The organism is Mesorhizobium sp. M7D.F.Ca.US.004.01.2.1 (genome assembly GCF_003997785.1).
Lineage (GTDB): Bacteria > Pseudomonadota > Alphaproteobacteria > Rhizobiales > Rhizobiaceae > Mesorhizobium > Mesorhizobium loti.
Genome location: NZ_RZRQ01000049.1, coordinates 1 through 25,798, shown reverse-complemented (window position 1 = coordinate 25,798; position 25,798 = coordinate 1). Strand labels below are relative to the sequence as shown.

The following is a 25,798-nucleotide window of genomic DNA, read 5'->3' as shown; positions in this document are numbered from 1 at the left end:
TGCCGGAACCGGACTCGCCGGCAATGCACAACGTCTCGCCGCGGGCCAGCGTCAGCGACAGGTCGGAGACGACCTCGCGCTCGCCGTCCTCGCCGCGCACGCTGACCGACAGGCCGGCGATGTCGAGCACCGGTCCCGCCGTCACCGGAGCAGCTGCCCCGGTCCGCTTTTTGCCCGCACCTGCGGTCATTCGAAGACGCAGCGCGGGAAGTAGAACGACACCACCCAGTTCGGCATGTCGACGATCTCGCTGATGCGGAGATCGCCGCACACCGAGGCCAGCATATAGGCCTCGACCGGATCGATCTTGTAACGGCCAGCGAGCAGGTCGACCATCTGGGCAACCGCCTCCCTGGCGCCGGCCATCAGGTCCGGTCCGATGCCGGTCGTCACCTCATAGCCCTTGGCGTCGAGATGGCGCGTTACCGGGCCCGACGTGGTGAAGCGCGGCGTCTTCAGCCTGGCATCCTTGACCAGGTCGAGCTTGAGCACGACATTCATCGGGCTTTCGATCGCCGTGCCGCAGACCTCGCCGTCACCTTGCGCGGCATGCGTGTCGCCGACCGAAAACAGCGCTCCGGCCACTTCCACCGGCAGATAGAGCGTGGTGCCGGCGGCGAGATCGCGGATGTCGAGATTGCCGCCGACGCGTCTCGGCGGCACCACCGAGTGGTGACCCTTTTCGGCCGGCGCATTGCCAATGGTGCCGGCAAAGGGTTTCAGCGGCACACGCGCATTCTTGCCGAACAGTGCCGGCTCGAGCGAGGCGGCATCATACTTCCAGATGTTCAGCGCCGGCTCCTTGAAGTCGTCGGCGAGCAGGCCAAAACCCGGAATGTTCGCCGTCCAGCCGAAGCCGGACGGTTTGAACAGCTCGATCGTGACCTTCAGCGCGTCGCCCGGCTCCGCACCCTCGACGAAGATCGGCCCGGTGACCGGATTGATCTGGCCGAAGTCGAGCTTGGCGATGTCAGCGACCGTGCTGTCGGGCTTCAGCTGACCGCCGCCTGCATCGAGGCACTGGAACTCGATGGTCGAGCCGGGCGCCACCCGCTCGGCCGGGGCAAACGAATTGTCCCAGCCGAAATGATGATGGCGCCCGTGGATGGTGTAGTCGCAGTTATTGCACATCTTTTACGTACACATTGTCGTAGTTGATCGGGATATGGACCGGGTCGACATAGAGGTTGTCGGCGCCGCCCATGCGCGCCGATTTCATGGTGAAGCGCTGCTCGTTGAAGACCGGCGCCCAGGGTGCGTCCTCCATCACCTTGTCGTAGATAGCGCTCCACATCTTGTCGCGCTCGCCGGCCTTGGCCGGATCGACCACCGAATCGGCCTCGGCCGCCTTGGCGTCGAGATCCTTGTTGCAGTACCACGACCAGTTCCAGCCGCCCGGCACCGCACCGGCGCAGCCGAGGATCGGGCCGTAGAAGTTCGACGGATCCGGGAAGTCGGCGATCCAGGCCATGCCGCCCGACCAGATCATCGGCGCACCGGCCTTGTCGCCGCCGGCGGCGATGACATTGGCCTGCGCCAGCGACTGAATGCTGGCCTTGATGCCTATGGCCGCCAGATCCTGCTGGATCGCCTGGGCAATGCGCGGGTTGGGATCGGTGTTCATGGCAAACAGCTGGGTGTCGAAACCATCAGGATGGCCGGCTTCGGCGAGCAGCGCCTTGGCTTTGGCGACGTCATAAGGGTAGCCCTTGTATTCCTTGTCGTAGCCCGGCATCGACGGTGGCAGCGGCTGGTTGGCCGGCACCGCGCGGCCATTGATGATCTGGATCACGCGAGCCTTGTTGATCGCCATGTTGACTGCCTGGCGCACCTTCACGTTGTCGAACGGCGCCATGGTGGTGTTCATGGTGACGTAGCCGGTGTGCAGCTGGCCGCCCTCGACGACGCGCGCCTTCTGCTCGGGATCGGCCATCACTTCCTGGAACTTGGCCGGCGGAATGCCGTCGCCGGGCACGTCGATCTCGCCCTTCTGCAGGCGCAGCAGCGCCACGATCGGCTCCTGGCCGATCTCGAAGGTGATCTTGTCCAAATGCGGCAAGCCTTTGTGCCAGTAGTCCGGGTTGCGCTCGAAGACGATGCGCTGGCCGAGCGTCCACTCGGCAAGCTTGAAGGCGCCGGTGCCGACCGGATGCTTGCCGAAATCGGCGCCGTATTTCTCGACCTCTTCCTTTGGCACGACATGCGAGAAGTTGATGGCCATGACATGCAGGAAGGTGGCATCGGGGCGGGTCAGCTCGAACTTGACCGTGTAGGGATCGACGACGGTGACGCCGGAGAGGCTTTCCGCCTTGCCTGCAGCGACGTCGTCATAGCCCTTGATCGAGCCGAAGAAGCCGGCGCCTGGGCTCTGAGTCTTCGGATTGGTGACGCGGTCGAGCGAATATTTCACGTCGTCGGCGGTCATTTCGCGGCCGTTGTGGAATTTCACGCCATGGCGCAGCTTGAAGGTGAAGGTCTTGCCGTCGGGCGAGATCTCATAGCTTTCGGCGAGGTCGGGCTTCAAATTGGTGGTGCCCGGCTCGTAGTCCATCAGCCCGTCGAACAGGCTCTTGATCATCGACCAGTTCTGCCAGTCATAGCCGATCGCCGGATCGAGCGTAGCAACGTCATCCTTGTAGGTGATGGTAATGGCGCCGCCTTGCTTGGCGTTCGGATCGATGGCGTCCTCGGCGCGAACACTTGTCATGCCAAGCATCAGCGCCAGCGCCGATGCCGCCACTGTGGATGCGAGAAACTTTTTCATTTTTATGTTCCCTTTCTCTGTTTGGTTTCAGTCATGTCCTGTTTTCATCTGAGCTTGATGCGGGGGTCGATAAAGGGCGCGATGATGTCGGCCAGCAGATTGCCCAGCACGATGGCGAAGGCCGACACCAGCGTGACGCCCATGATGATCGGGATATCGACGCGCTGGATGGCTTGCCAGGCGAGCTGGCCGATGCCGGGCCAGCCGAACACGCTTTCGACGACGACGATGCCGCCCATGAAGATGCCGATATCGATGCCGATCATGGCGATGACCGGCAGGATGGCGTTGGGCAGCGCATGGCGAAAGAGGATGGTGCCGCGTGCCAGGCCTTTGGCACGGGCGGTGCGCACGTAATCCTGGCGCAGCACGTCGATCATCGACGAGCGCATCATGCGGGCGTACCAGCCGGCGCCGAGGATGCCCATGGTCAGCGACGGCAGCACGAGATGACGCCAGGTGCCGTAGCCGCCGATCGGAAACCAGCTCAGCCGTACGGCAAAGACGTAGAGCAGCAGCAGGCCGACGACGAATTGCGGCGCCGAGACGCCGACGAACGAGGCGACCATCAGCGTCTGGTCCGTAGCGGTGCCGCGCTTGACGGCGGCGATGAGACCCATGCTGAGGCCGAGCAGCAGCTCGCACAGGATGGCGCCGACCATAAGCAACAGGCTGGCTGGGAGCCGCGAGACAATCAGCTCGGTGACCTCGGAGCGCTGGATGTAGGAGCGGCCGAGATCGCCGCTGATGAGCTTCACCAGATAGCGCCAATACTGGACGATAAACGGCTGGTCGAGGCCGAGCTGCTGGCGGATGTTCTCGACCGTCTGCGGCGTGGCGCTGCGGCCGGCGATCTGGCGCACCGGATCGGCCGGCAGGAGATAAAGCAGCGCGAAGGTGATCAGCGAGACCCCGAGCAGGATGAGCAGCGACTGGATCAGGCGGCGGCCGAGATAGGCGATCATGCCCGGCCCCTTTGCGTCGGATCGAGAATGTCGCGCAGCGCGTCGCCGATCAGGTTGAAGGCCAGCGCCAGCGCCAGGATCGCCGCACCGGGGAAGAACACCAGCCAGGGTGCGGCCTGGAAGTAGGTCTGGTTCTCGAAGATGATGTTGCCCCAGGACGCCGTCGGCGGCTGCACGCCGATGCCGAGGAAGGAGAGCGTCGCCTCGAGCAGCACCGTGGTGGAAATGCCGAGCGTGCCCCAGACGATGATGGTCGGCAGCAGATGCGGCAGGATGTGGCGAAACAGGATGCGCGGTGCGCTGGCGCCGATGGTGCGCTCGGCATCGATGAACTCGCGTTCGGCCAGCGAGCTGGTCTCGGTGTAGATGACGCGTGCGGTCTGCACCCAGTTGACCAACGCGATGACCATGGCGACGATCCACAGGCTGGGCTCGAACACCGCCGCCAGGCAAATGGCGAGCAGCAGTGCCGGAAAGGCCATCATCAGGTCGGTGAAGCGCATCAGCGCGCTGCCGATCCAACCGCGGAAATAGCCGGCAACGACGCCGACCAGCGTGCCGATCAGAAGCGCCACACCATTGGCGACGATGCCGATGATCAGCGAGGTGCGCGCGCCGTAGAGGATGCGGGTCAGCAGGTCGCGGCCGAGCAGGTCGGTGCCCAGCCAGAATTTTGCATCCGGCGGCAAGGGCGAGCCCTCGATGGTCAGGCCGTCGAACATCTGCTCGTTGGGATCATAGCCGGTCAGCCATGGCGCCAGCACGGCGCCGGCAACGACAATGGTGACGATCACCAGCCCGAGCAGCGCCAGGCGGCGCCTGATCAGCCGGCGCCAGACGCCGGCGCGCGGCTTGACCGGCATGCGCCCTGGCGCGGTGAGATCAGGCGCGATGGGACTGGTCATCGCCGCCTTCCTCTTCCGTCATCGCTACGATCCGGCGCGCGGCATCCTCGATGCTGATCTGCCAGCTCATCGCCAGCGAGCGCAGTTGCGCATAGGCGCGGTCGTCACTGGTGCCTTTGGACAAAGCTGTCACCGCGCGCACGATGGTCTGGCGATCGGCGACACGCTGGCGAAGCGAGGCAATCTCGCCGGCCAGATGTTTGCGCGCCTCGAAACTTTGGCGTGCGATCAGCAGCGCGCTGTAGACGCCGGCATTGCCGACCGGCTTCAGGAGCTGGGCGTCGGCCTTGTGCGACAGCGCCCATTCGATGCGGCCGGGTGCCTCCGAGCCGATCAGCGCCACCAGCGGCATCGGCGCCTCGCCCGGCTTCCACGGGAACTGCTCGTCGAAGCCGAGATCGGCGTCGAAAAAGACGAAATCGGCCGCCAGCGCCTCGGGCGGCAGTTCCGGCCAGCAATCCAGCGTGATCAGGCCGATGGCCGACAATTGCCGGGTGATCGCCTGCACCGTCGGGTGCGGGCGATGCAGGATGAAGGCCCTGGCGCCACCGAGATTGGGAATGCGTGGCGCCCTGGTCACGACACCACCCTGAGGCGCGGACGGCCGAATGTTTTTGCAGGATCGTAGCGCGACAGATACGGGTCCGGCGCGACCTCGTCCTCACGGCTGACGACCTCGAAGAAGCCGTCTGCAATTCGCCCAATGATCACCGGCAATGTCGCGTGCTGGGAATGGGCGTCGATGGCGATCGGCCCGAGCCTAGTGGAGAAGCGCCGTTCGGCGAAGGCTTTGGAGAATTCCGCCGGACCGGCTTCGGCATCGCGAGAGAGCACGTCAGCCATCACCTGCACCGAGGCATAGGCGGAGGCCTCGAAGGACGAGGCGAAGGCGGCCGGGCGCGGCGCGAAATACGGCCCGACCGACAAATGCCCTTTTCCGGATTCGCCGATCGCCGGCAGCTCGCCCTCGGTGAGGTTGCAGGAGATGACGGGACAGGCTTCGGGGCGGAAGGCCGGATCCTCGTCGCCCAAGTCGCGATAGGCCGCCAGGAAGGCGTAGGACGAGGTGCCGATCAGATTGTTCAGGATGAAGTTCGGCCGCGTGGCCCGGATTTCAGCGATCAGGCGCGACACGTCGGTCTCGCCGATGCGCAGATAGCGCTCGCCCAGAACCTTGCCGCCTGCATCGGCGATCAGGTCGCGCGCCACGCGGTTCATCTCCCAGCCCCAGATATAGTTCGAGCCGAGCAGGAAACCGTTGGCGCCGAAGCGCGGCACGACATGGGCCATCAGCGGCACCAGATGCTGGTTGGGGCAAGCGTGCATGTAGACGACGTGCTCGTTGGCTTCGAAGCCCTCATAGGGGCAGGCGTACCAGAGCATGCCACCGGCTTTCTCCAGAACTGGGATCGTCTCCTTGCGGCTCCAGGAGGTGACACAGCCGACGACATGGCGGGCGCTGCTGGTCTTGAAGATGTCCTCGCAGAGCGTCGCGTAGCGATCCGCATTGCTTTGCGGATCGCGCTCGACCGGCACCAGCTCGATGCCATGCTGGCGGTCGGCATTGATGTCGGCGACCGCGCGCATGGCGCCCATACGGCACGCATCGGAGATGAGCTGGTAGCTCCCCGAGCGGGAATACAGGATGCCGATCTCGATGCGCCGTTTCAAACAGATCCCCAAAATGACAATGCCCCGCAGCCAGCGCCGGAGGGGCGAGGCATACGAGGCATTCTTGCCGCCCGGCGATCAGAGCCGGTATTTTTCCGATCACTAACCTATTCGGTACAGGCGGTCAGTCAAGCCCTATCCACGTGCCACACTCACGGCCTGCCATCGCTGTTTCGTTGCCGCCAGCTATCTGGCCGCCGGCCTCTGACTGTGTTGGCGGGCATAGGCCACACAGGCGTCCACCGTGCTGACACAAAGCGCGTCGCGCCTGTTGGGCAAATTGTTGTCGCCGGCGTAGGCAACTTCGGCGACGCGGCCGTCGACCATGCGAATTTGCGTGTCGCAATATCCGCCGGGAGCGACATTGACGGAGCCGCCGACCGCCGGGATAGCGCCGACCGCTAGGGTCGGGACGACAATGCTGAGATTGCCGCGTTGAACGATGCGCTTATAGGTCCAGATCTGGCCCGATCGGCCAGCGTCGGCGGTGGCAGTCGGAAACCCCGCGCACATTCGAACGTCGGCTTCACTAAGGCCGACCATCTCCTTGCGAGCCGCCGCCACCGTGGGGTCAACCTTGGCGATGCGCGACGTATCGTCGGGAATGACGCAGGAAGACTGGACGCCGACGAAGAGAACAGGAAGGGCAAGCTTTCGAATACAGGAAAATGTCATACCGATTGTAGGATTTGCCCGATTGCAGATTTGCGTGACGCCCGCCGCTCCTTTTACCTAGGCAAACAGGCGATCGGATCAACCCGTTCAGCTTCACGAAAAAGTGGCCATGGCTGCATCATGGCCGGCGGCCGGGAAGCCAACGCGCCATGGCGGAAATGGGCTCGCATCGGGGTGCAGTCGTACCGGATGCGGGCCGCAAGGGACCGGAGAACGGTCAGCTCTCGCCGTCGATCAAGCTCTCCAGGAGGTCGAGCAACTGTTCAAGCTTCTCGTGACCAAAACGCTGTTCGATGTCGTCATAGATGACGCGACGCTCGGGCGACAGGGCGTCGATCAAGGCGGAACCGGCAGGCGCAATGGTCAGCACGACGCGGCGGCCGTCGCCTTCCGCCTTGTTGCGGGTGATGAATTTGCGTCCCTCGAGCGCCTTGATGATGCGCGTCAGGCTGGGCGGCAGCACCGATGCGCGATCGGCAAGCTCTGTTGCCTCGACCGAGCCGGCTTCACTCAACACACACAGCACACGCCATTGCTGCTCGGACACATCATGCGCCGCAAGCATCGGGCGAAACCGCGCCATCACCGCTTCGCGGGCATGAAGCAACGCCATCGGCAGGGAACGACGAGTGTCTTTAGGCGGCACGTGAGAGGTCCTCCAACGCTGGCTTGCGATCGAAAACAGGCTTTGACCTCGGCCTGACTTGCTTGCCGAAATCTGTTCTTGATACCCCGGTATCGTCGGGCCAGGTTCAATGTGAGAATCGACTTTATTGCTAAATTAACTCGTTAACTAAAGTAAGACAATAGTTGCGAACGAGCCGCCGAACGCGCCTTTCCCGTGAGTGCTCGGCGGACCTCGATGCCAACAAATCTGACGTCCCTCCCGAAGCGAGCGGGATCGCAGCGCAGCCCGCTGCGGTCGATCCGATGGCGTCTTGTGCTCCCGTTCTCGAAATTTTTGAGAGAATATTCCCGGCTTTGACGAGAACGGCGAAACGCGTTCTTTGATATAATCGATAGAATTTCTGAGGATGTGACCAAGGCTAGGCAATCCGCCTGGCTGCCATGACTTCACAACCGCAGAGATCAAGCATGTCCGACTTCAAGAACACTTTGCCATCTTCCCTTTGGTCACCTCTCAACCGGCGCAGCGGCCTGGCTCTGCTGTTCGCATCGGCCGTCGCGATCGGCAGCCTGATGGCGCCCAGCGCGTCGCTCGCTGAGGACAAGAAGGCGATCAAGGTCGGTATCATCAGTGGCGAGGACGAGGATGTCTGGCGGGTCGTCGTCGCTCAGGCGGCCGAAAAGGGCCTCTCTATCGAGACCGTGGTGTTCAACGACTACACCCAGCCCAACGAGGCGCTGGAGCGCGGCGAGATCGACGCCAACGCGTTCCAGCACCAGCCCTATCTCGACAACCAGATCAAGACTCAGGGCTATCACATCGTGCGCGTCGGCTACACCGGCGTCTGGCCGATCGGCCTCTACTCCAAAAAATACACAAAAATTGCCGACCTGCCCGAGGGCGCTGTCATCGGCGTGCCGAACGATCCTTCCAATGAAGGCCGCGCGCTGCGCGTGCTGCAGAATGAGGGCGTGATCAAGCTGAAGGACGGCACCGGCATTCTCGCTACCACGGCCGACATCGCCGAGAACGCCAAGAAGGTGGTGATCAAGGAGCTCGACGCCGGCATTGTCGGCCGCTCGGTCGAGGATCTCGACGCCGCCGTGGTCAACACCGACTGGGCGCTGAAAAGCGGCCTGACGCCGGAAAACCGCATCGCGCAGGAGCCGATCGCCGATAATCCCTACCGCAACTTCATCGCGGTGAAGGTCGGCAACGAGAACGAGGCCTGGGTGAAGACGTTGGTCGCGTCCTATCAGAATGAGGCGGTGAAGGCCGAGTTCGACAAGGTCTACAAGGGCACCGGCCTCAGCGCCTATTGATCCGATCCTCGGCCGGAAACCCGGCTCGAGAGCAACTGCGGTCCGCGCTCAGGCGCGGGCCGCGATTGCGTTTTCGGATGGCGAGAACAGGAACACGAATGAACCAGCATATCACGGCATCCGGAGACACCACCGATCCGACCCAGGCTCGAACCGAGACGTCTCAGGACGTCGTGCGCCTTGTCGAACTGAAGCGCCGCTTCGGTGTGACGGCGGCGCTCGACGGCATCTCGCTGACCGTGCGCAAGGGCGAGATCCTCGGCATTATCGGCCGCAGCGGCGCCGGCAAGTCGACGTTGATCCGCTGCCTGAACGGGCTGGAACGGCCTGACTCCGGCGAGGTGTTCATCGAAGGCCGCGAGATCAGCCGGCTTGGCGAGCGCGACCTGCAGCCGCTGCGGCGGCGCATCGGCATGATCTTCCAGCATTTCAACCTGCTGTCGGCCAAGACCGTCGAGGACAATGTGGCGCTGCCGCTGAAGATCGAGGGCCGCCCGAAAGCCGAGCGACTGAAGCGCGCCGCCGAACTGCTCGATCTCGTCGGCCTGTCGGAGAAAGCAAAAGCCTATCCGGCGTCGCTGTCGGGCGGCCAGAAGCAACGCGTCGGCATCGCCCGGGCGCTTGCCGCGCGCCCGGCACTGCTTTTGTCGGACGAAGCCACCTCGGCGCTCGACCCGGAGACGACGCGCTCCATCCTCGCACTGCTCGAGGACATCAACCGGCAGCTTGGGCCGACCATCCTGCTGATCACCCATGAGATGGAGGTGATCCGCTCGATCGCCGACCGGGTTGCCGTGATCGACGCCGGACGTATCGTCGAGGAAGGCCCGGTCTGGTCGGTGTTTGCCGACCCGCGCTCGGACATCACAAAAAGCCTGCTCGGCGCCATCCGGCCGCAGCTGCCGGCCGAGCTGGCAGCCCGGCTGCTGCCGGCAGCCGGCGCGGAGACGATCCTGCGCGTCGACGTGGCCGGCGAGGCGGCAAGCGGGCCCTTGCTGTCCGACCTTGCCACGGCTGTTCCAGGCGCCTTCCGCCTCGTCCATGGCGGCATCGACCATATCCAGCATCAGCCGGTCGGCACGCTGTTCCTTTCGATTCCCGGCAGCGATGCAAATCATCTCGCTGACATCATCACATTCCTGAAGGCCCGCCAGGCGCGGGTGGAGGTGCTTGGCCATGTCGCCCATCCTGTTTGAACTTCTGCTGCGTTCGATCTGGGAGACGGTGCTGATGACGGCCGCCTCCGGCCTTATCTCGCTGGTTTTCGGCCTGCCGCTCGGCCTGGCCCTGATTGCCACCGAACGCGGCGGCATTGCTGAAAGCCTGTGGGTGAACCGGGCGCTCGGCGCCATCATCAACAGTTTCCGCTCGGTGCCCTTCATCATCCTTCTGGTGGCACTAATCCCGGTGACCCGGCTGATCGTCGGCACCTCGATCGGCACCTGGGCGGCGATCGTGCCGCTGTCGATCGCCGCCACGCCCTATTATGCGCGCATCGCCGAAGTGTCGCTGCGCGAGGTCGACCGTGGCCTGATCGAGGCGGCGCGCGCCATGGGCGGCAACCGCTGGACGATCATCCGCGAGGTGCTGGTGCCCGAAGCCCTGCCAGGCATCGTTGCCGGTTTCACGGTGACACTGGTGACGCTGATCGGCGCGTCGGCCATGGCCGGCGCGATTGGCGCCGGTGGCCTCGGCGACCTCGCCATCCGCTACGGCTACCAGCGTTTTGAGACGTCCGTGATGATCGCTGTGGTCATCGTACTGATCATCCTGGTCTGCGGCATCCAGTGGGTGGGTGACCGGCTGGTTGCGCGGCTGGATCGGCGGGGGTAGGCGGAGCCGGCTAACTAGACTGGCGAATGATGTCTTCGATGAGGGCCTCCAGTGGCGCCTCGGAGCCAACGAAACTGTCGATCATGGCCTGAATCACACGATCACGATCGAGCATGTCGGCGTTGAACGTGAAGCCTGCGTGCTCGGCGAGCATGGCAAGGAAGGTGAGTTGGGTGCGGCCGTTGCCTTCGCGAAACGGATGCACGGCATTGATCTCCGCGACGATGTGGGCCACGTGCTTGGCAAAGCCGCCGCCGTCGAGGTCGGCCAAGCGGTCGGGGTTGCCTAGCTCGCGGAACACCCGCGCCATCTCGCTGGCGATGTGTTCGGGATAGCAAAACCAACTGCTGGCCTTGCCGATGCGGATGGTGCGCGCCTGACCGGCCCAGCCATATACATCCTGGAACAGGTGCCGGGGCAGGCTAAGGTAGTGAGGATAGTCGAGTTCGCCTGCCGGCAATGGCTCGTCAGCGCGCGTCAGGAACAGCGCGAGCTCGACTTCATCAAGTTCGGCCTGGTCGCGGATGTCCAGCAGGTTAATGAGCACCGTCGTACCGGGGTAGCACAGCGGATCGAACTCGGCGGCGTAGACCAACGTCTATTTCTTCTTGCGGATTTCTTCCTTGATGAGCGAACGCCGCTCATCGCCGGACAATCCGTGTCGTACGCCTTGGGCGAGTAATTTCGCCATGCGAGGCGACAACGTCATGCCTTCCACGGCGCTGATTTTCTCACCGCGCGCGCTGGTCAGTACGAACTGGCCGGTCTTGGCTGAACGGCTGGCTCTTGAGCTAGGAGACTTCATTTGGAGACCATATCATAACCCCGGAGGAGAGACCAAAATGATTTCCGGGGCAAGCCGAGTTAGCCGCGCAACCTAACGCCTTCGGGGTCGAAGAACGGTATCGGCGCCACGACCGCGCGGGTCGGCTTGCCGTCGATGTCGATGCTGAGTTCGGTGCCGATGGCCGTGAAGGGAAGCCGCAGATGCGCCGTGGCCAGCACCTTGCCGAAGGAATAACCGTGGTCGCTGTAAGTGACGATGCCGGCATCCTCGCCGTCGGCCAGAACCCGGGCATTGGTCGCGGCCGGCCTGTCGCCGTCGAGGACCAGGCCGACCCATTGCTCGTAGAGGCCCTTATCGCGAACCCTGAGCAGCGCTTCGCGGCCGACGAAATCGCCCTTGTCGAACTTGATCCAGCGGTCGAGGCCGACATGGAACGGCGTGCGGCTCTCGTCCATGTCGATGCCATGCGCCGGATAGGCCTTTTCCAGCCCGAGCGTGAACATTGCCAGCACGCCATAGGGTTTCAGGCCAAAGTCCCGGCCGGTCCGCATCAGCGCCTCCCAGACCGAGGTCGCCTCGTCGGCCGGCACGAACAGTTCGAAGCCGAGTTCGCCGGTCACGCCGGTGCGCGAGATCAGCACACGCGTGCCGTTGATATGACCTGACGTGAACGACCAGCGCTTCAGCCCATCCAGATCGGCATCCGCAACCAACGCTTTCAGGAGTTCGCGCGAGCGCGGACCCTGGATGGTCGGGAAGGCGATGGCCGCGGTGATGTCGGTGACATAGGCCTTGCGCCCCTGCGCATGATGCAACAGCCAGGGCAGCATCTTCAGGCGGTTGACCGAGCCTGTCACCAGCATGAAATGCTCCGGCGCCAGGCGGAACACGGTGAGGTCGTCCATGATGCCGCCATCCTCACGGCAGACCGTGGAATAGCGGACCTGTCCGGGCTTCATGGCGGCGGCATCGTTGACGATGACATGGTTGACCAGCGCCTCGGCGTCCGACCCCTTGATGTCCATCTTGCCCATGGTACTGAGATCCTGCACGCCGACATTTTGGCGGGTGTTCAGATGCTCGTCGGCGATGCCGGAATAATACTTCGCGGAGATGAAATCGCCACCCACCCGACCCATGGTCGCGCCCACGGCAACGATGCTGCTGTAGAAAGGGGAACGCCGCTCAGCCAAGAAAGTCTCCATCATTCATTGCGATCCGGAGACCGTTTCGAAATTCGCTCTGGCGAGTCATATGATGGTGGTTTCGAGAACCGGAGCGCAGCGGACATTCAGGTCCGTGAGCCCAGTTCTACTGCGGCGCAGTAGAACGAGGAAGCGCAGAAACCGCCTTCAGATGGCCGCCAGAGTAGAGTTTCCAAACGGTCTCAGCTGCCGTAGACGTCGAACGAGAAATATTTATCGTTGATTTCCTTGTACTTGCCGTTGGCGCGCAGCGCGTCGATGGCCGCATTGAGCTTGTCGGCCAGCTCCTTGTTGCCCTTCTGCAGTGCAATGCCGACGCCGGGGCCGTGAATGGCCGGATCGGCCGTCAGGGTGCCGAGCAGCTTGCAGCAGGCGCCGTCGGGCCTCTTCAGCCATTCGGTCAGGATGATCGAGCCGTCCATCATCGCGTCGAGCCGGCCATTGGCCATGTCGGTGCGGGCATCGTCGCCGGTCGGATAGGCCTTGACGGTCGAGCCTGCGTATTTCTGCTCGGCGAATTTCTGATGGATGGTCGCGGTCTGAACGCCGAGCGCCTTGCCTTTCAGATCGTCCGGCGAGGTGCCTGCGATGGTGGAATCTTTCGGCACCGCGATGGCCGGCGGCGTCTGGTAGTATTTGTGGGTGAACTCGACCTTCTCGGCCCGCTCGGGCGTGATGGTGATGTTGATGATGGCGTCGAACTTGCCGGCCTGCAGCGCCGGTATGGAGCCATCGAAATCCTGTACGCTAAACTCGCACTCGGCCTTCATCTGCGCACACAGCGCCTTGCCGAGGTCGATGTCGAAGCCGCCCAGCGTGCCGTCGGCACTGGCGTAGTTGAAGGGCGGATAGGCGCCTTCGGTGCCGATCCTGAGCTTCTTGTCCTGGGCGGAAGCACCCGTGGCCAGCGTGAGGGCGACGGAAGCGGCAAGCACGAAACGACCGAAAAGACGCATGTTCGAGATCTCCGTTGACCGGAGAAGTCTACGGGCTTTCGTGCCCCCGGCGGAGACGGAAACGACATGCGCTGCGGCGATCACGGCGCGGCGAGCGGACCAAGCCCTCACGATTGGTGGTGCGTTAGCCGGCGCGCTGCTTGTCCGTCGCCGTCCGATCGATGGCTAACTCCCCTGCCGACAGGACAACGCCGAATTTTTCGCTGACTTCCTCTGACGTATAATATCCCAGCGCCACGTCGCGCAGCACCAAGTCCGGGTCGCGCTCACGCGGATCGCCATAGCCGCCGCCGCCCGGCGTGCCGACGCGCACGCGGTCGCCGGCCTTGAGCGCGATGTCCTGCTCCTTGGAGAGGTGCGGCGGCACATGCTCCTCACCGTTGCGGAAGACAATCACGGTATTGACCGCGCCGTCCTTGCCACCGAGTGCACCTTGCGGGCCGAAACGGCCGTGATCCATGACGAAGGAGGCACGGGCGTCGCCGCGCAGGATCTCGACCTCATATGCGAGCCCGAAGCCGCCGCGATGCTTGCCGGCGCCGCCCGAGCCTTCACGCAAGGCATAGTGGCGGTAGAGCACCGGGAATGCCTGTTCCATGATCTCGACCGGCGGCGATTTCGAGATGCCGATGGTCGAGCAGCCATTGGTCAGGCCGTCATGGCCTGAATTGCCGCCATAGCCGCCGCCGGAGATCTGGTACATGACGTAGTCGCGGCCGCGCGCCGGGTCGTTGCCGCCGAGCGCGAAATTGCCGCTGGAGCCGGCGGGAGCCGCCGTCACTTTCTCCGGCAACGCCTGCACCATGGCCGCGAACACCGCCTCGGCGATGCGCTGCGACACTTCCGCCGCGCAACCCGAGACCGGGCGCGGATATTTGGCGTCGAGGAACGTGCCTTCCGGCTGTTTGACGATCAGGGGTTCGAAAGCGCCGGCGCTGATCGGCACATCGGGGAAGATGTGGCGCATGGCGAGATAGACCGAGGACAGGGTGGTCGCCAGCACGCTGTTCATCGGCCCGGCGCAGGGCTTTGATGAACCGGCGAAATCGAAGGTCAGCGTATCGCCTTGTTTCTCGACCGCGAGCGCGATGGTCAGCGGCTCGTTGACCACCCCGTCGGAATCGACAAAGGCTTTGGAACGGTAAATGCCGTTGGGGATGGCCGCTATGTTGGCGCGCATCTGTTCGGCGGCGCGGCGGCGCAGTTCGGCGATTGCCTCGACAACAGTTTCATCTCCGTAACGATCCAGGATTCCGTTGAGCCTGTCCTGGCCGATCAGCAGTGCGGCGGCCTGGGCGCGGATATCCCCGATGCGCTGGTCGGCAACGCGGATGTTGGAGCAGATGATGGCGTAGATCTCCGGATCGAGCACGCCCTTCTTGAACAGTTTGACCGGCGGCAGCCGCAGCCCTTCCTGCTCGACTGCGGTCGCCGAGGCTGAAAACCCGCCCGGCACCGAGCCGCCAATATCGGGCCAATGGCCGGTATTGGACAGCCAGCAGAAGATCTTGCCGTCCCGGTAGACCGGCATGGCGAAGCGCACATCCATCAGATGGGTGCCGCCGAGATAGGGGTCGTTGACGATGTAGATGTCGCCGGGCTCTGGGGCCAAGCAGCGGCCATCGGCGATCATTTCGATCACCGTCCTGGTCGAATACTGCATGACGCCGACGAACACCGGCAGGCCCTGGCTTCCTTGCGCGATCAGCGAACCATCGACGGCGGAATAGATGCCGTCGGAGCGGTCGTTGGCCTCGGCGATCACAGGCGAGAAGGCGGCGCGCGAAAAGGTCAGGTCCATCTCGTCGCAGACCTGCTGCAGGGCCGCCTGGAGGACCGAAAGGGTGATGGCGTCGAGCTTTGCCATATCAGGCCTCGCCGATATCGATGATGATGTTGCCGTCGGCGTCGCAGCGTGCGCGGTCGCCGGGTTCGAGTACGGTGGTGGCGTCCATCTGTTCGAGGATCGCCGGGCCATCGATGACCGCGTCGAGCGGCAGTTTTTCGCGTGCGTATACCGGCGTGTCGTGCCAGCGTCCGCCATACCAGACCGGCCGGATCTCGCGCCGCGCCTCGTCGAGCGTTTTTTCGCGCCCAGCCGGGTCGATCAGCCGGGACAGATCGATCGCCGGACGCACGCCGGTGACCGAGGTGTTGAGGTTGACGAGATTGGCCCGGATCTCCGGCAGCTCGACCTTGAAGCGGGCGAAATAGGCCTTTTCGAAAAGCTGCTGCAGCGTTGCCCGCGTCACCGATGAGGACGGCAATGGCACGTTGATGATATGGGTCTGGCCGACGAACTGCATGTCGGCGGAGTGGGTGACGCGGATCGTCTCCGGCTTCACCGCTTCCTTGCCGATCAGCTCTTCACCTTCGTTTCGGTGCCGTTCCAACACTGCGTGAAGTTGGGTTTCGTCGAGCACCGCCACTGGCTGGTTGATGGTGTTGACGAAGTCGTGGCGCAAGTCGGCGACGACGCAGCCGAGTGCGTTGGTGATGCCGGGACGCGCCGGCACCAGCACCCGGGGCAGGCCGAGTTCGCGCGCCAGCGCCGTTGCGTGCAGCGGGCCAGCGCCGCCAAAGGCAAACAGCGCGAAATCTCTGGGATCGTGACCACGCGACACCGAGACCATGCGGATGGCGCCGGCCATCTTCATGTTGCCGAGCCGCAGCACGGCCCCGGCTGCCTCGACACCGGACAGGCCGGTGGCCCTGCCGATCTTCTCCTCGAAGATGCCGGTGACGCGCTCTGATGTGACCGGGTTTTCGACCGCCAGCAATTTCTTCGGCGCCAGCCGGCCGAGCACAAGATTGGCGTCGGTGATGGTCGGCTCGAGGCCGCCGCGCCCGTAGCAGATCGGGCCGGGGTTGGCGCCGGCACTTTCCGGACCGATCTGGATCAGGCCGGCCGCGTCGACACGGGCGATCGAGCCGCCGCCGGCGCCGACCGTGTGCACCGCCACCATCGGCACGTGGATCGGCATCGCATATTCGATCTCGATCTCGTTTGACACCGCCGGCTCGGCATTGCGGATCAGCGCCACGTCGGTCGAAGTGCCGCCCATGTCGTACGTGACGAGGTTTTCGAAGCCGGCGCGTTTTCCGGTATAGGCGGCGGCGATGACGCCCGAGGCCGGACCGGACATGACCGTCTTGGCCGATTCACGTGTGACGAAGCGGGCCGAGATCATGCCGCCATTGCCGTTCATGATCAGGAAGTCGCGTGCATAGCCTTTTGCAGCCAGCTCCTTGCGCAGCCGCTCGACATAGCGCTCGAGGATCGGCTGCACGGAGGCGTTGACCGAAGCGGTGACGCCGCGCTCGAATTCGCGTGCTTCCGACAGCAGTGCGTGGCCTGCCGTGATGTAGCCGTTCGGCCAGAATTCGGCGGCGATTTCGGCGGCACGCCGCTCATGCGCCGGGTTGGCGTAGGAATGCAGGAAATGGATGACGAGGGATTCGCAGCCGGCCGCGATCAGCGTCTGCACAGCCTCGCGCATCTCGGCCTCGTCGAGCGGCGTACGGATCGCACCGGACGCCTCGACACGCTCCGACACTTCAAGCCTGAGATTACGCGGGATGATCGGCACGAAGCTGCCGGTCATGCCATAGGCCTGCGGCCGTGTGCGCCGGCCAAGCTCGATCACGTCGCGAAAGCCGCGCGTGGTGATCATGCCGGTTTTCGCCAGCCGGCGCTCGAGCACCGCATTGGTGGTGGTGGTCGTGCCATGCACGATGAGATCGATGCCGTCGATCGGAAATCCGGTGGCGCCGAGTGCCGAAACGACGCCGAAAGCCTGGTTGTCGACCGTGGTCGGAGTCTTGGCGATATGCACCCTGCCGCCGTCGCGTCCGTCGATCAGGAGTAGGTCGGTGAAGGTGCCGCCGACATCGATACCGGCGACGACATTTCCCAGGGAATCGCGCGCTTGCGCCGAAATATTCTCTTTCATCGTCGAAACCCGAAATGCCCGGACTACGGATATGTGTCAGTTTGGAAAGGTGTTTTACGGTAGCATCTTGACGCAAATATCGTTTGTATACTAATAAATTCCCGACACAAGAGCTTACCGCTTTGGAGTGTGCGAACAGCACGCCGGAACCTGAATGGTTCGGGCGCGCAGGTGAAGGTTTGGCGCCCGCGTCCGTGAGTTTGGGCCAGAAGGTTGGATTTGATGAACACCACATCCGCTCTCAACACCGTCGGCGCCCGCCCGCTGCAATTCCCGATTCCGGCCAACGTCTATGCCGAGACCGTCGTCTCGGTGAAGCACTATACCGACCGGCTGTTCTCGTTCCGCATCACCCGTCCGCAGTCGCTGCGCTTCCGCTCCGGCGAGTTCGTCATGATCGGCCTGCCCAATGCCGAGAAGCCGGTGTACCGCGCCTACTCGGTGGCGAGCCCGGCCTGGGACGAAGAGCTGGAATTCTTCTCGATCAAGGTGCCGGACGGCCCGTTGACCTCGGAACTGCAGAAGATCCAGGTCGGCGACACGGTCATCATGCGCCAGAAGTCGACCGGCACGCTGGTGGTCGACGCGCTGACCCCGGCCAAGCGGCTGTTCATGATCTCGACCGGCACCGGCATCGCGCCCTTCGCCAGCCTGCTGCGCGACCCCGACACCTACGAGAAATTCGATCAGCTGATCCTGACCCATACCTGCCGCGACAATGCCGAGCTCATCTACGGCCAGGAGCTGGTGGCGGCGCTGGAAAGCGACCCGCTGATCGGCGAACTGACCACTGGGCGCGTCACGCTCTACAATTCGACGACCCGCGAGGAGTCGGCGTGCATGGGCCGCATCACCGCGCTGATCGGCTCCGGCAAGTTCTACAGCGATCTCGGCATCGACAAGCTCAATCCGGAAACCGACCGCATCATGATCTGCGGCTCGATGCATATGCTGAAGGACGTCAAGGAACTGGCCGAAAGCCTCGGTTTCGTGGAAGGCTCGCTGAGCCATCCAGCGACTTTTGTGGTCGAGCGCGCCTTCGTCGGCTGAGCCGGGCATCGACACTCTCATATCCGCATTTTGACCTTTCGGTCAAAAACTAGCTGCTTTCGCAGCCTTTTTCAGCTATGAGCGCCCTAAGGACTCGTGAAGCGTGAATTCACGGGCTATCTTCGTGCGTGTCGCCCAAAGTGTCGAGCGGTTTTGGGAAGACGATGCGCACCAAGACATAAGCGCACGTCGCCGAATGAAAGGGCAGGAGATGAGCAGCACAATCCGCGAAGCCGATGTCGGCTCGTCCAAGGTGACGCCGCTGCCGGCGCGCGCCGCCGCCAACACCCCCGTCCCACACGACCATCGTATTGCGCGCAATCCAGGCATGAAGCTCGACCTCGGCTTCATGGAATCGGTGCGCAGCGTCAATCGCTCGGCGCTGGAACGGCGCGTCGCCAGCCTGACCAAGCGGCGCTCGATCAAGGCCGACAACCAGGCGGCCTGGTTGCTAAAGGCCGTCGCCTGCATGGATCTGACGACGCTGAATTCCAACGACACCGAGGAACGCGTGCGCCGGCTCTGCGCCAAGGCGATCAACCCGTTTCGCCGCGACATTGTCGAGGGTCTCGGCATTGCGGGTGAAACCATCCGGCCGGCGGCCGTCTGCGTCTACCATCCCTTCGTCGCCACCGCCGTCGACGCCGTGCGCGGCACCGGCATCCATGTCGCTGCCGTCTCCACCGCCTTTCCGCATGGCCTTGCGCCGCTGTCCACCCGTCTGCAGGAAATCGAAGCCTCGGTCCGCGACGGCGCCGACGAGATCGACGTCGTCATTCCGCGCGGCCTGGTGTTCGGCGCCAAGTGGCGGGAGCTTTACAATGAGATTGTCTCGATGCGGGCCGCCTGCGGTGACGCGCATCTGAAGGTCATCCTCGGCACCGGCGACCTCGCCACGCTGCGCAATGTCATGCTGGCCTCGATGGTGGCGATGATGGCGGGCGCCGACTTCATCAAGACCTCGACCGGCAAGGAAAGCGTCAATGCGACGCTGCCCGTCGGCCTCGCCATGGTGCGTGCTATCAGGGCCTATTTCGAGGAAACCGGTTATCTCATCGGCTTCAAGCCGGCCGGCGGCATTTCGACGGCAAAGGCCTCGCTCGACTGGCTGGTGCTGATGAAGGAAGAGCTCGGCCGGCCATGGCTGGAGCCCGAGTTGTTCCGCTTCGGCGCCTCGAGCCTGCTGACCGACATCGAGCGCCAGCTCGAGCATCATCTGACCGGACACTATTCGGCCAATCATCGCCACGCGATGGCTTGAACGCACCACCCACCCCGATCGGCTTCGCCGATCGACCCTCCCCACAAGAGGGAGGGTGAAGGAGGCACCTGATGAACATCCTCGACCGCTATCACGCCATGGAGTACGGCCCGGCGCCGGAGGCCCGCAACGAGGCCGACGCGTGGCTTGCCGCGCGCGATTTTTCCAAGGCGCTGTTCATCGGCGGCGACTGGAAAGCCGCTTCCGGCGGCAAGACCTTCGAGACCCGCGAGCCCTCCTCCGGCAAGCTGCTGGCCAAGGTCTCGGACGCCAGTGCCGCCGACATCGACGCGGCGGTTGCAGCGGCCACCAAGGCGCTGCCGAAATGGAGCGCCAGTTCGGGCTACGTCAGGGCGAAAGTGCTTTATGCCATCGGCCGCGCCATGCAGCGGCATCAGCGCCTGTTCGCGGTGCTTGAGACCATCGACAATGGCAAGCCGATCCGTGAAAGCCGCGACATCGATGTGCCGCTGGCGATCCGCCATTTCATCTATCATGCCGGCTGGGCGCAGGCACTGGACAGGGATTTCCCCGGCCAGAAGGGTGTCGGCGTCGTCGGCCAGATCATCCCGTGGAATTTTCCGCTGCTGATGCTGGCCTGGAAGATTGCGCCGGCACTCGCCGCCGGCTGCACCGTGGTGCTGAAGCCGGCCGAATTCACGCCTCTGACATCAATCCTGTTCGCAGAGATCTGCGAGCGCGCCGGCGTGCCGAAAGGCGTCGTCAACATCGTCCAGGGCGGCCCGGAGGCGGGAGCGGCCATCGTCAACCATCCCGGCATCCAGAAGATCGCCTTTACCGGCTCTTCCGAGGTCGGCAAAATCATCCGCAAGGCCACCGCCGGGTCAGGGAAAAAGCTGTCGCTGGAGCTCGGCGGCAAATCGGCCTTCATCGTCTTCGAGGATGCCGATCTCGATAGCGCGGTCGAGGGACTGGTCGACGGCATCTGGTTCAACCAGGGTCAGGTGTGCTGCGCCGGCTCGCGGCTTTTGGTGCAGGAAGGCATCGCCGATGCCCTCATTGCCAAGGTCAAGACGCGGATGAGCCGGCTGCGCGTCGGCAGCCCGCTCGACAAGAACACCGATATCGGCCCGCTGGTCGACTTGACACAGCTCGACCGGGTCAAGGGTCTGGTCGCCGAAGGCGCCAAACAAGGTGCCGTCTGCTGGCAGCCGGATGCGGCGCTGCCGTCCTCCGGCTACTACCATCTGCCGACGCTCGCCACCGGAGTTTCGCCGGCTAACATTCTCGCACAGGAAGAAGTGTTCGGTCCGGTTTTGGCGACCATGACCTTCCGCAACACCGAGGAAGCGATCGAGCTTGCCAACAACACGCGCTATGGGCTGGCCGCCTCGGTGTGGAGCGAAAATGTCAATCTGGCCCTGCACGTTGCGCCGCAGCTCAAGGCTGGCGTCGTCTGGGTCAACGGCACCAACATGTTCGACGCCGCCTGTGGCTTCGGCGGCTACCGCGAGAGCGGTTTCGGCCGCGAAGGCGGTCGTGAAGGCATGTTCGAATATCTCGCGGCGAAACTGCCGCTCGGCCCGGTCATCAAGCCGGCGACGCTCTCCGCACAGCCAGTCGAGCAGGCCGACGGCTCGGCAATCGACCGCACGGCAAAGCTGTTCATCGGCGGCAAGCAGGTGCGCCCGGACGGCAATTATTCGATTGCCATCGCCACTGCCAAGGGCAAGCTTGTCGGCGAGGTTGGTCTCGGCAGCCGGAAGGATATCCGCGATGCCGTCTCCGCAGCCCGCGCTTGCAAAGCATGGCCGGAGGCGACCGCCTACAACAGGTCCCAGGTGCTTTACTATCTGGCCGAGAACCTTTCCGGTCGCGCCGGCGAGTTTGCCGCCCGCCTGACCGAGCTTACGGGTGCTACGCCCAAGGCGGCGCGCGAGGAGGTCGACCAGTCGATCGAGCGGCTGTTCCTCTATGCCGGCCTTGCCGACAAATTCGAGGGTCGTGTCCACCAGCCGCCGGCCCGCGCCGTGACGCTGGCGCTGCACGAGCCGGTCGGCGTCGTCGGCATCGTCGCGCCGGATGCGTCGCCGCTGCTTGGCCTGATCTCGCTGGTGGCGCCGGCGCTGGCGATGGGAAACACCGTGGTCGCGGTGCCTTCGGAGCGCTATCCGCTGCTGGCCACCGATCTCTATCAGGTCATCGAATATTCCGACGTTCCGGCCGGCGCCATCAACATCGTCACCGGTCGCACGGCCGAACTTGCCGGCGTGCTGGCCAAGCATGACGATGTCGACGGACTCTGGGTGTTCGCTGATGCCGAGACCTGCGCCAAGGCGGAAGCCGAGTCCATCGGCAACCTCAAACGGGTCTGGAGCGGCAATGGCCGTGGCCTCGAATGGGCGTCCGACGAAGCTGCCGGCGACACCTTCTTGCGCCGCGCCGTCGAGGTCAAGAACGTCTGGGTGCCATACGGCGACTGAGGCCGTGCTGCCATGATGGTGATCGTGTTCGGGCTTGACGCCCGGATGCATGTTCTTTAACGAGAAAAAACATCTTTATCTGTGGGCTGACAGGCGCGCAGGCCGCATAATGGCGTCCGACTGGCCCATGACGCCCTGGCCGACTGCCGATAAACCCGGACGATCCCTAGAGGAGAACAGCATGGCGGATCTGGCAGGCAAGGTCGTTGTCGTCACGGCAGCGGCACAAGGCATCGGCAAGGCGAGCGCGCTGGCCTTCGCCAAGGCAGGTGCCGTGGTCCACGCCACCGACATCAACGAGACGCTTCTCGCTGAGCTCGCCAAGACGCCAGGAATCAAGGCCCGCAAGCTGGACGTGCTCAACGACGAGGCCGTCAATGCCGCCTTTGCCGAGATCGGTGTCGTCGACGTGCTGTTCAATTGCGCCGGTTTCGTCCATTCCGGCTCGATCCTCGAGATGAAGGACGCCGATCTCGATTTCGCGCTGAACCTCAATGTCCGCGCCATGATCCGCACCAGCCGTGCCGTGCTGCCCGGCATGCTGGAACGCGGCGACGGATCGATCATCAACATGGCCTCGCTGGCCAGCTCGACCAAGGGCGTGCCCAACCGCTTCGTCTACGGTCTGACCAAGGCCGCCGTCATCGGCCTAACCAAGGCGATCGCCGCCGACTATGTCGGCAAGGGCATACGCTGCAACGCCATCTGCCCCGGCACGGTCGAGAGCCCGTCGCTGCAGGACCGCATGCACGCGCAGGGCGACTACGATGCCGCCCGCGCCGCCTTCATCGCCCGCCAGCCGATGGGCCGGCTCGGCACGCCGGAGGAAATCGCCGATCTCGCCGTCTATCTGGCCGGCGCCACCTATACGTCCGGACAGGCCTACAATATCGACGGCGGCTGGTCGATCTGAACCAATCTGACTGAGGAGAGCATGACATGAAGCTGCTGCGCTATGGCGAGGTCGGGAGCGAACGCCCCGGCCTGCTCGATGCGGATGGAACGATCCGTGATCTCACTGGCCACGTCACCGATATCGGCGGCAAGGCACTCGATCCGGCATCGCTGGCGGCACTCGGCAAGCTCGATCCCAAGTCGCTGCCGGCGGTTTCCGGCAGCCCGCGCCTTGGCGCCTGCGTTGCCGGCACCGGCAAGTTCATCTGCATCGGCCTCAACTATTCCGACCATGCCGCCGAAACCGGCGCCACCGTGCCGCCGGAGCCAATCATCTTCATGAAGGCAAGCTCGGCCATTGTCGGGCCGGATGACGACGTGCTGATCCCGCGCGGCTCGCTGAAGACCGACTGGGAGGTCGAACTGGCCGTGGTCATCGGCAAGACCGCGAAATATGTCAGCGAGGCCGATGCGCTCGATTATGTCGCCGGCTATTGCGTCGCCCACGACGTCTCCGAACGCGCCTTCCAGGCTGAGCGGCAAGGCCAGTGGACCAAGGGCAAGTCCTGCGACACCTTCGGCCCGACCGGCCCATGGCTGGTGACCAAGGACGAGGTCGCCGATCCGCAGAACCTCAAGATGTGGCTGACCGTCAACGGCAAGACGATGCAGAACGGCTCGACCAAGACCATGGTCTATGGCGTCAAGTATCTGGTGTCCTATCTCAGCCAGTTCATGTCGCTGCACCCCGGCGACATCATCTCCACCGGCACGCCGCCCGGCGTTGGCCTCGGCATGAAGCCGCCGGTGTTCTTGAAGGCCGGCGATGTGGTGGAGCTGGGCATCGAGGGCCTAGGCCAGCAGAAGCAGACGTTCAAGGCTGATTTGTAGATCTGCAAGGTTGCGCTGCCCCCTCATCCGGCCGCTTCGCGGCCACCTTCTCCCCGCAGGGGAGAAGAGGTGAGCGGCGGCGCTGACAATCTCCTCTCCCCTCGGGGAGAGGTCAGCCGAGCGAAGCGGAGGCTGGGTGAGGGGGCTGCGCCGTCAGCCCCTACTTCAGCACCTTCCCATCAGCCCCAAACCGATAGATCTTCCTCGGCTCCGGCGTCGCATAGAGCGTGGCGCCCGGTTCGGCATCATAGACACCGAAAATCCGCACGGTGATCAGCCCGGCCTTCTCGCAATCGAGATAGAGATTGGTGTCGGCGCCGAGATGCTCGGCATGAACGACCGTTCCCTTCCAGGCGCCTGACTTCGGATCGACGGTCAGGTGCTCCGGCCGCACGCCGATGGTCTTCGCCGCCTCACCAAGCCGGGCGCCATCGACAAAGTTCATCTTCGGCGAGCCGATGAAGCCGGCGACGAACTCATTTGCCGGCGAATTGTAGAGTTCCATCGGGCCGCCGATCTGCTCGATCCGGCCGGCGTTGAGCACGACGATCTTGTCGGCCAGTGTCATCGCCTCGACCTGATCGTGGGTGACGTAGATCATCGTCGCCTTCAGCCGGCGGTGCAGCTGCGCGATTTCCAGCCGCGTGTTGACGCGCAGCGCGGCATCAAGGTTCGACAACGGTTCGTCGAACAGGAACAGTTTCGGCTCGCGCACCACGGCGCGGCCGATGGCGACGCGCTGGCGCTGGCCGCCGGAAAGCTCGGCCGGCCGCCTTTCGAGATAGGGCTCCAGCGACAGCATCGATGAGGCGATGCCGATGCGGCGCTCGATCTCGGCCGCCGGCGTGCCGGCCTGCTTGAGGCCGAGGCCCATATTGTTCTTCACCGTCAGATGCGGGTAGAGCGCATAGGTCTGGAATACCATGGCGATGCCGCGCTTGGCCGGTGGGGTGGCGGAAACATCCTCGCCGTCGATGACGACGCGGCCCGAGGTCGAATCCTCCAGTCCGGCGATGACCCTGAGCAAGGTCGACTTGCCGCAACCCGACGGGCCGACGAAGACGACGAATTCGCCGTCGGTCACTTCGAGGTTGATGCCCTTCAGCACCTCGACCGGCCCGAAGGCCTTCTTCACATTCTCGATGTTCAGCGAGCCCACGGCTTCGTCCCTGTTCTAGAGTTTGACGGCGGCGCCACTGCGCACGCTCTCGTCGGCGGCAAGGCAGACGGCGAGCGATTTGACCGCGTCGTCCATGTGTTTGGTGAGATCCAGATCCTCGCGGATCGCCTTCAGCACGAAGGCCTGTTCGAGGTCGCAAAGGTCCTGGTGGCCGGGTTCGCCTTCCATCGACAGCATTTCGTCCGGCTTGACGAACTTGCCGTCCGCGCCGGTCGCGGCACTGTGCAGGCGTATGGTCGAGGTCTTGGTGTGGGTGTCGATGTCGTCGGACTTGACGCCTTCCTTCATGACGATCGACACGCAGCCATTCGACGAAATCACGTCCTTCACGAAGAAGGCGGTTTCCGAAATCATCGGCCCCCAGCCTGCTTCGTACCAGCCGACGGAACCGTCATCGAACAGCACCTGCAGGTG

The 25,798-nt window shown here is 63.9% G+C and carries 23 protein-coding genes and 2 pseudogenes; 8 read left to right on the top strand and 17 right to left on the bottom strand.

All coding sequences use genetic code 11. The features are described 5' to 3' along the window. From EN993_RS10340 to hpaR, 9 genes and pseudogenes are all read right to left on the bottom strand, one after another. A pseudogene (locus EN993_RS10340) lies at nucleotides 1–190 on the bottom strand (ABC transporter ATP-binding protein); the annotation flags it as partial. After that, complete coding sequence (locus tag EN993_RS10335) at nucleotides 187–1,131, bottom strand: acetamidase/formamidase family protein (protein ID WP_127263139.1); 945 nt, start codon at nucleotides 1,129–1,131, stop codon at nucleotides 187–189. The gene EN993_RS10335 and the pseudogene EN993_RS10340, both read right to left, overlap by 4 nt. Beyond that, nucleotides 1,121–2,764 carry an ABC transporter substrate-binding protein gene (locus tag EN993_RS10330; protein WP_127263138.1) on the bottom strand — a complete coding sequence of 548 codons (1,644 nt, stop codon included), beginning with the start codon at nucleotides 2,762–2,764 and terminating at the stop codon, nucleotides 1,121–1,123. Before EN993_RS10330 ends, EN993_RS10335 begins: the two co-directional genes overlap by 11 nt. Before the next feature lie 44 nt (nucleotides 2,765–2,808). After that, nucleotides 2,809–3,729: an ABC transporter permease gene (locus EN993_RS10325; protein ID WP_109667400.1), complete on the bottom strand. Its 921-nt coding sequence runs from the start codon at nucleotides 3,727–3,729 to the stop codon at nucleotides 2,809–2,811. Continuing rightward, nucleotides 3,726–4,592: an ABC transporter permease gene (locus EN993_RS10320; protein WP_206532362.1), complete on the bottom strand. Its 867-nt coding sequence runs from the start codon at nucleotides 4,590–4,592 to the stop codon at nucleotides 3,726–3,728. Before EN993_RS10320 ends, EN993_RS10325 begins: the two co-directional genes overlap by 4 nt. Nucleotides 4,593–4,611: 19 nt before the next feature. Further along, nucleotides 4,612–5,214 carry an ANTAR domain-containing protein gene (locus EN993_RS10315; protein WP_127263136.1) on the bottom strand — a complete coding sequence of 201 codons (603 nt, stop codon included), beginning with the start codon at nucleotides 5,212–5,214 and terminating at the stop codon, nucleotides 4,612–4,614. Further along, the gene (locus EN993_RS10310; RefSeq protein ID WP_109667408.1) at nucleotides 5,211–6,305 is read right to left on the bottom strand and encodes a transporter substrate-binding protein; all 1,095 of its coding nucleotides are present in this window, start codon (nucleotides 6,303–6,305) and stop codon (nucleotides 5,211–5,213) included. Before EN993_RS10310 ends, EN993_RS10315 begins: the two co-directional genes overlap by 4 nt. Before the next feature lie 186 nt (nucleotides 6,306–6,491). Next, the gene (locus EN993_RS10305; protein WP_127263135.1) at nucleotides 6,492–6,980 is read right to left on the bottom strand and encodes a hypothetical protein; all 489 of its coding nucleotides are present in this window, start codon (nucleotides 6,978–6,980) and stop codon (nucleotides 6,492–6,494) included. A 217-nt stretch (nucleotides 6,981–7,197) separates the two neighbouring features. Then, a complete protein-coding gene (gene hpaR, locus EN993_RS10300; RefSeq protein WP_245468730.1) occupies nucleotides 7,198–7,593 on the bottom strand; it encodes a homoprotocatechuate degradation operon regulator HpaR in 396 nt (131 codons plus the stop codon). Nucleotides 7,594–8,075: 482 nt separating this feature from the next. Here hpaR and EN993_RS10295 point away from each other — a divergent pair, with 482 nt between their 5' ends. The 3 genes from EN993_RS10295 to EN993_RS10285 all read left to right on the top strand — a co-directional run bounded on the left by EN993_RS10295 (nucleotide 8,076) and on the right by EN993_RS10285 (nucleotide 10,763). Continuing rightward, on the top strand, nucleotides 8,076–8,930 hold the full coding sequence (locus EN993_RS10295) for a MetQ/NlpA family lipoprotein (protein WP_127263133.1): 855 nt from the start codon (nucleotides 8,076–8,078) through the stop codon (nucleotides 8,928–8,930). Between the two features lie 98 nt (nucleotides 8,931–9,028). Further along, on the top strand, nucleotides 9,029–10,126 hold the full coding sequence (locus EN993_RS10290; protein ID WP_127263132.1) for a methionine ABC transporter ATP-binding protein: 1,098 nt from the start codon (nucleotides 9,029–9,031) through the stop codon (nucleotides 10,124–10,126). Next, a complete protein-coding gene (locus EN993_RS10285) occupies nucleotides 10,107–10,763 on the top strand; it encodes a methionine ABC transporter permease (RefSeq protein WP_127263131.1) in 657 nt (218 codons plus the stop codon). The genes EN993_RS10290 and EN993_RS10285 overlap by 20 nt, the downstream gene beginning before the upstream one ends. 10 nt (nucleotides 10,764–10,773) lie before the next feature. On the opposite strand, the gene EN993_RS10280 is transcribed toward EN993_RS10285, so the two are convergent. The 6 genes from EN993_RS10280 to EN993_RS10255 form a co-directional block, all read right to left on the bottom strand. Next, nucleotides 10,774–11,358: a Fic family protein gene (locus tag EN993_RS10280; protein ID WP_127263130.1), complete on the bottom strand. Its 585-nt coding sequence runs from the start codon at nucleotides 11,356–11,358 to the stop codon at nucleotides 10,774–10,776. 3 nt (nucleotides 11,359–11,361) lie between these two features. Further along, nucleotides 11,362–11,568, bottom strand: a complete 207-nt coding sequence (locus tag EN993_RS37360) for a hypothetical protein (protein WP_109667427.1) — start codon at nucleotides 11,566–11,568, stop codon at nucleotides 11,362–11,364. A gap of 59 nt (nucleotides 11,569–11,627) precedes the next feature. Next, a complete protein-coding gene (locus tag EN993_RS10270) occupies nucleotides 11,628–12,758 on the bottom strand; it encodes an aminomethyltransferase family protein (protein WP_127263129.1) in 1,131 nt (376 codons plus the stop codon). 179 nt (nucleotides 12,759–12,937) lie between these two features. Beyond that, nucleotides 12,938–13,711: an ABC transporter substrate-binding protein gene (locus tag EN993_RS10265; RefSeq protein ID WP_109667433.1), complete on the bottom strand. Its 774-nt coding sequence runs from the start codon at nucleotides 13,709–13,711 to the stop codon at nucleotides 12,938–12,940. A 124-nt stretch (nucleotides 13,712–13,835) separates the two neighbouring features. Further along, nucleotides 13,836–15,578 carry a hydantoinase B/oxoprolinase family protein gene (locus tag EN993_RS10260; RefSeq protein WP_127263128.1) on the bottom strand — a complete coding sequence of 581 codons (1,743 nt, stop codon included), beginning with the start codon at nucleotides 15,576–15,578 and terminating at the stop codon, nucleotides 13,836–13,838. Between the two features lies 1 nt (nucleotide 15,579). Next, nucleotides 15,580–17,664 (bottom strand): hydantoinase/oxoprolinase family protein, encoded by a 2,085-nt coding sequence (locus EN993_RS10255; RefSeq protein ID WP_127263127.1) that lies wholly within the window; start codon nucleotides 17,662–17,664, stop codon nucleotides 15,580–15,582. 222 nt (nucleotides 17,665–17,886) lie between these two features. On the opposite strand from EN993_RS10255, the gene EN993_RS10250 reads away from it, so the two are divergent. The 5 genes from EN993_RS10250 to EN993_RS10230 all read left to right on the top strand — a co-directional run bounded on the left by EN993_RS10250 (nucleotide 17,887) and on the right by EN993_RS10230 (nucleotide 24,204). Continuing rightward, complete coding sequence (locus EN993_RS10250; protein ID WP_127263126.1) at nucleotides 17,887–18,714, top strand: ferredoxin--NADP reductase; 828 nt, start codon at nucleotides 17,887–17,889, stop codon at nucleotides 18,712–18,714. Between the two features lie 211 nt (nucleotides 18,715–18,925). Next, nucleotides 18,926–19,975, top strand: coding sequence for a deoxyribose-phosphate aldolase (deoC, locus tag EN993_RS10245; RefSeq protein ID WP_109667781.1), 1,050 nt, complete (start codon nucleotides 18,926–18,928; stop codon nucleotides 19,973–19,975). Between the two features lie 71 nt (nucleotides 19,976–20,046). After that, nucleotides 20,047–22,419 (top strand): aldehyde dehydrogenase family protein, encoded by a 2,373-nt coding sequence (locus tag EN993_RS10240; RefSeq protein ID WP_127263125.1) that lies wholly within the window; start codon nucleotides 20,047–20,049, stop codon nucleotides 22,417–22,419. Between the two features lie 181 nt (nucleotides 22,420–22,600). Next, entirely contained in the window at nucleotides 22,601–23,332 is a 732-nt protein-coding gene (locus tag EN993_RS10235) for an SDR family oxidoreductase (RefSeq protein ID WP_109667449.1), read from the top strand. Between the two features lie 26 nt (nucleotides 23,333–23,358). Continuing rightward, nucleotides 23,359–24,204: a fumarylacetoacetate hydrolase family protein gene (locus EN993_RS10230; RefSeq protein ID WP_127263124.1), complete on the top strand. Its 846-nt coding sequence runs from the start codon at nucleotides 23,359–23,361 to the stop codon at nucleotides 24,202–24,204. A 160-nt stretch (nucleotides 24,205–24,364) separates the two neighbouring features. Here the strand turns inward: EN993_RS10230 and EN993_RS10225 are convergent, their stop codons facing one another. Both EN993_RS10225 and EN993_RS10220 read right to left on the bottom strand, forming a co-directional pair. Then, a complete protein-coding gene (locus tag EN993_RS10225) occupies nucleotides 24,365–25,363 on the bottom strand; it encodes an ABC transporter ATP-binding protein (RefSeq protein ID WP_127263123.1) in 999 nt (332 codons plus the stop codon). A gap of 15 nt (nucleotides 25,364–25,378) precedes the next feature. Beyond that, nucleotides 25,379–25,798, bottom strand: a pseudogene (locus EN993_RS10220) (gfo/Idh/MocA family oxidoreductase); the annotation flags it as partial.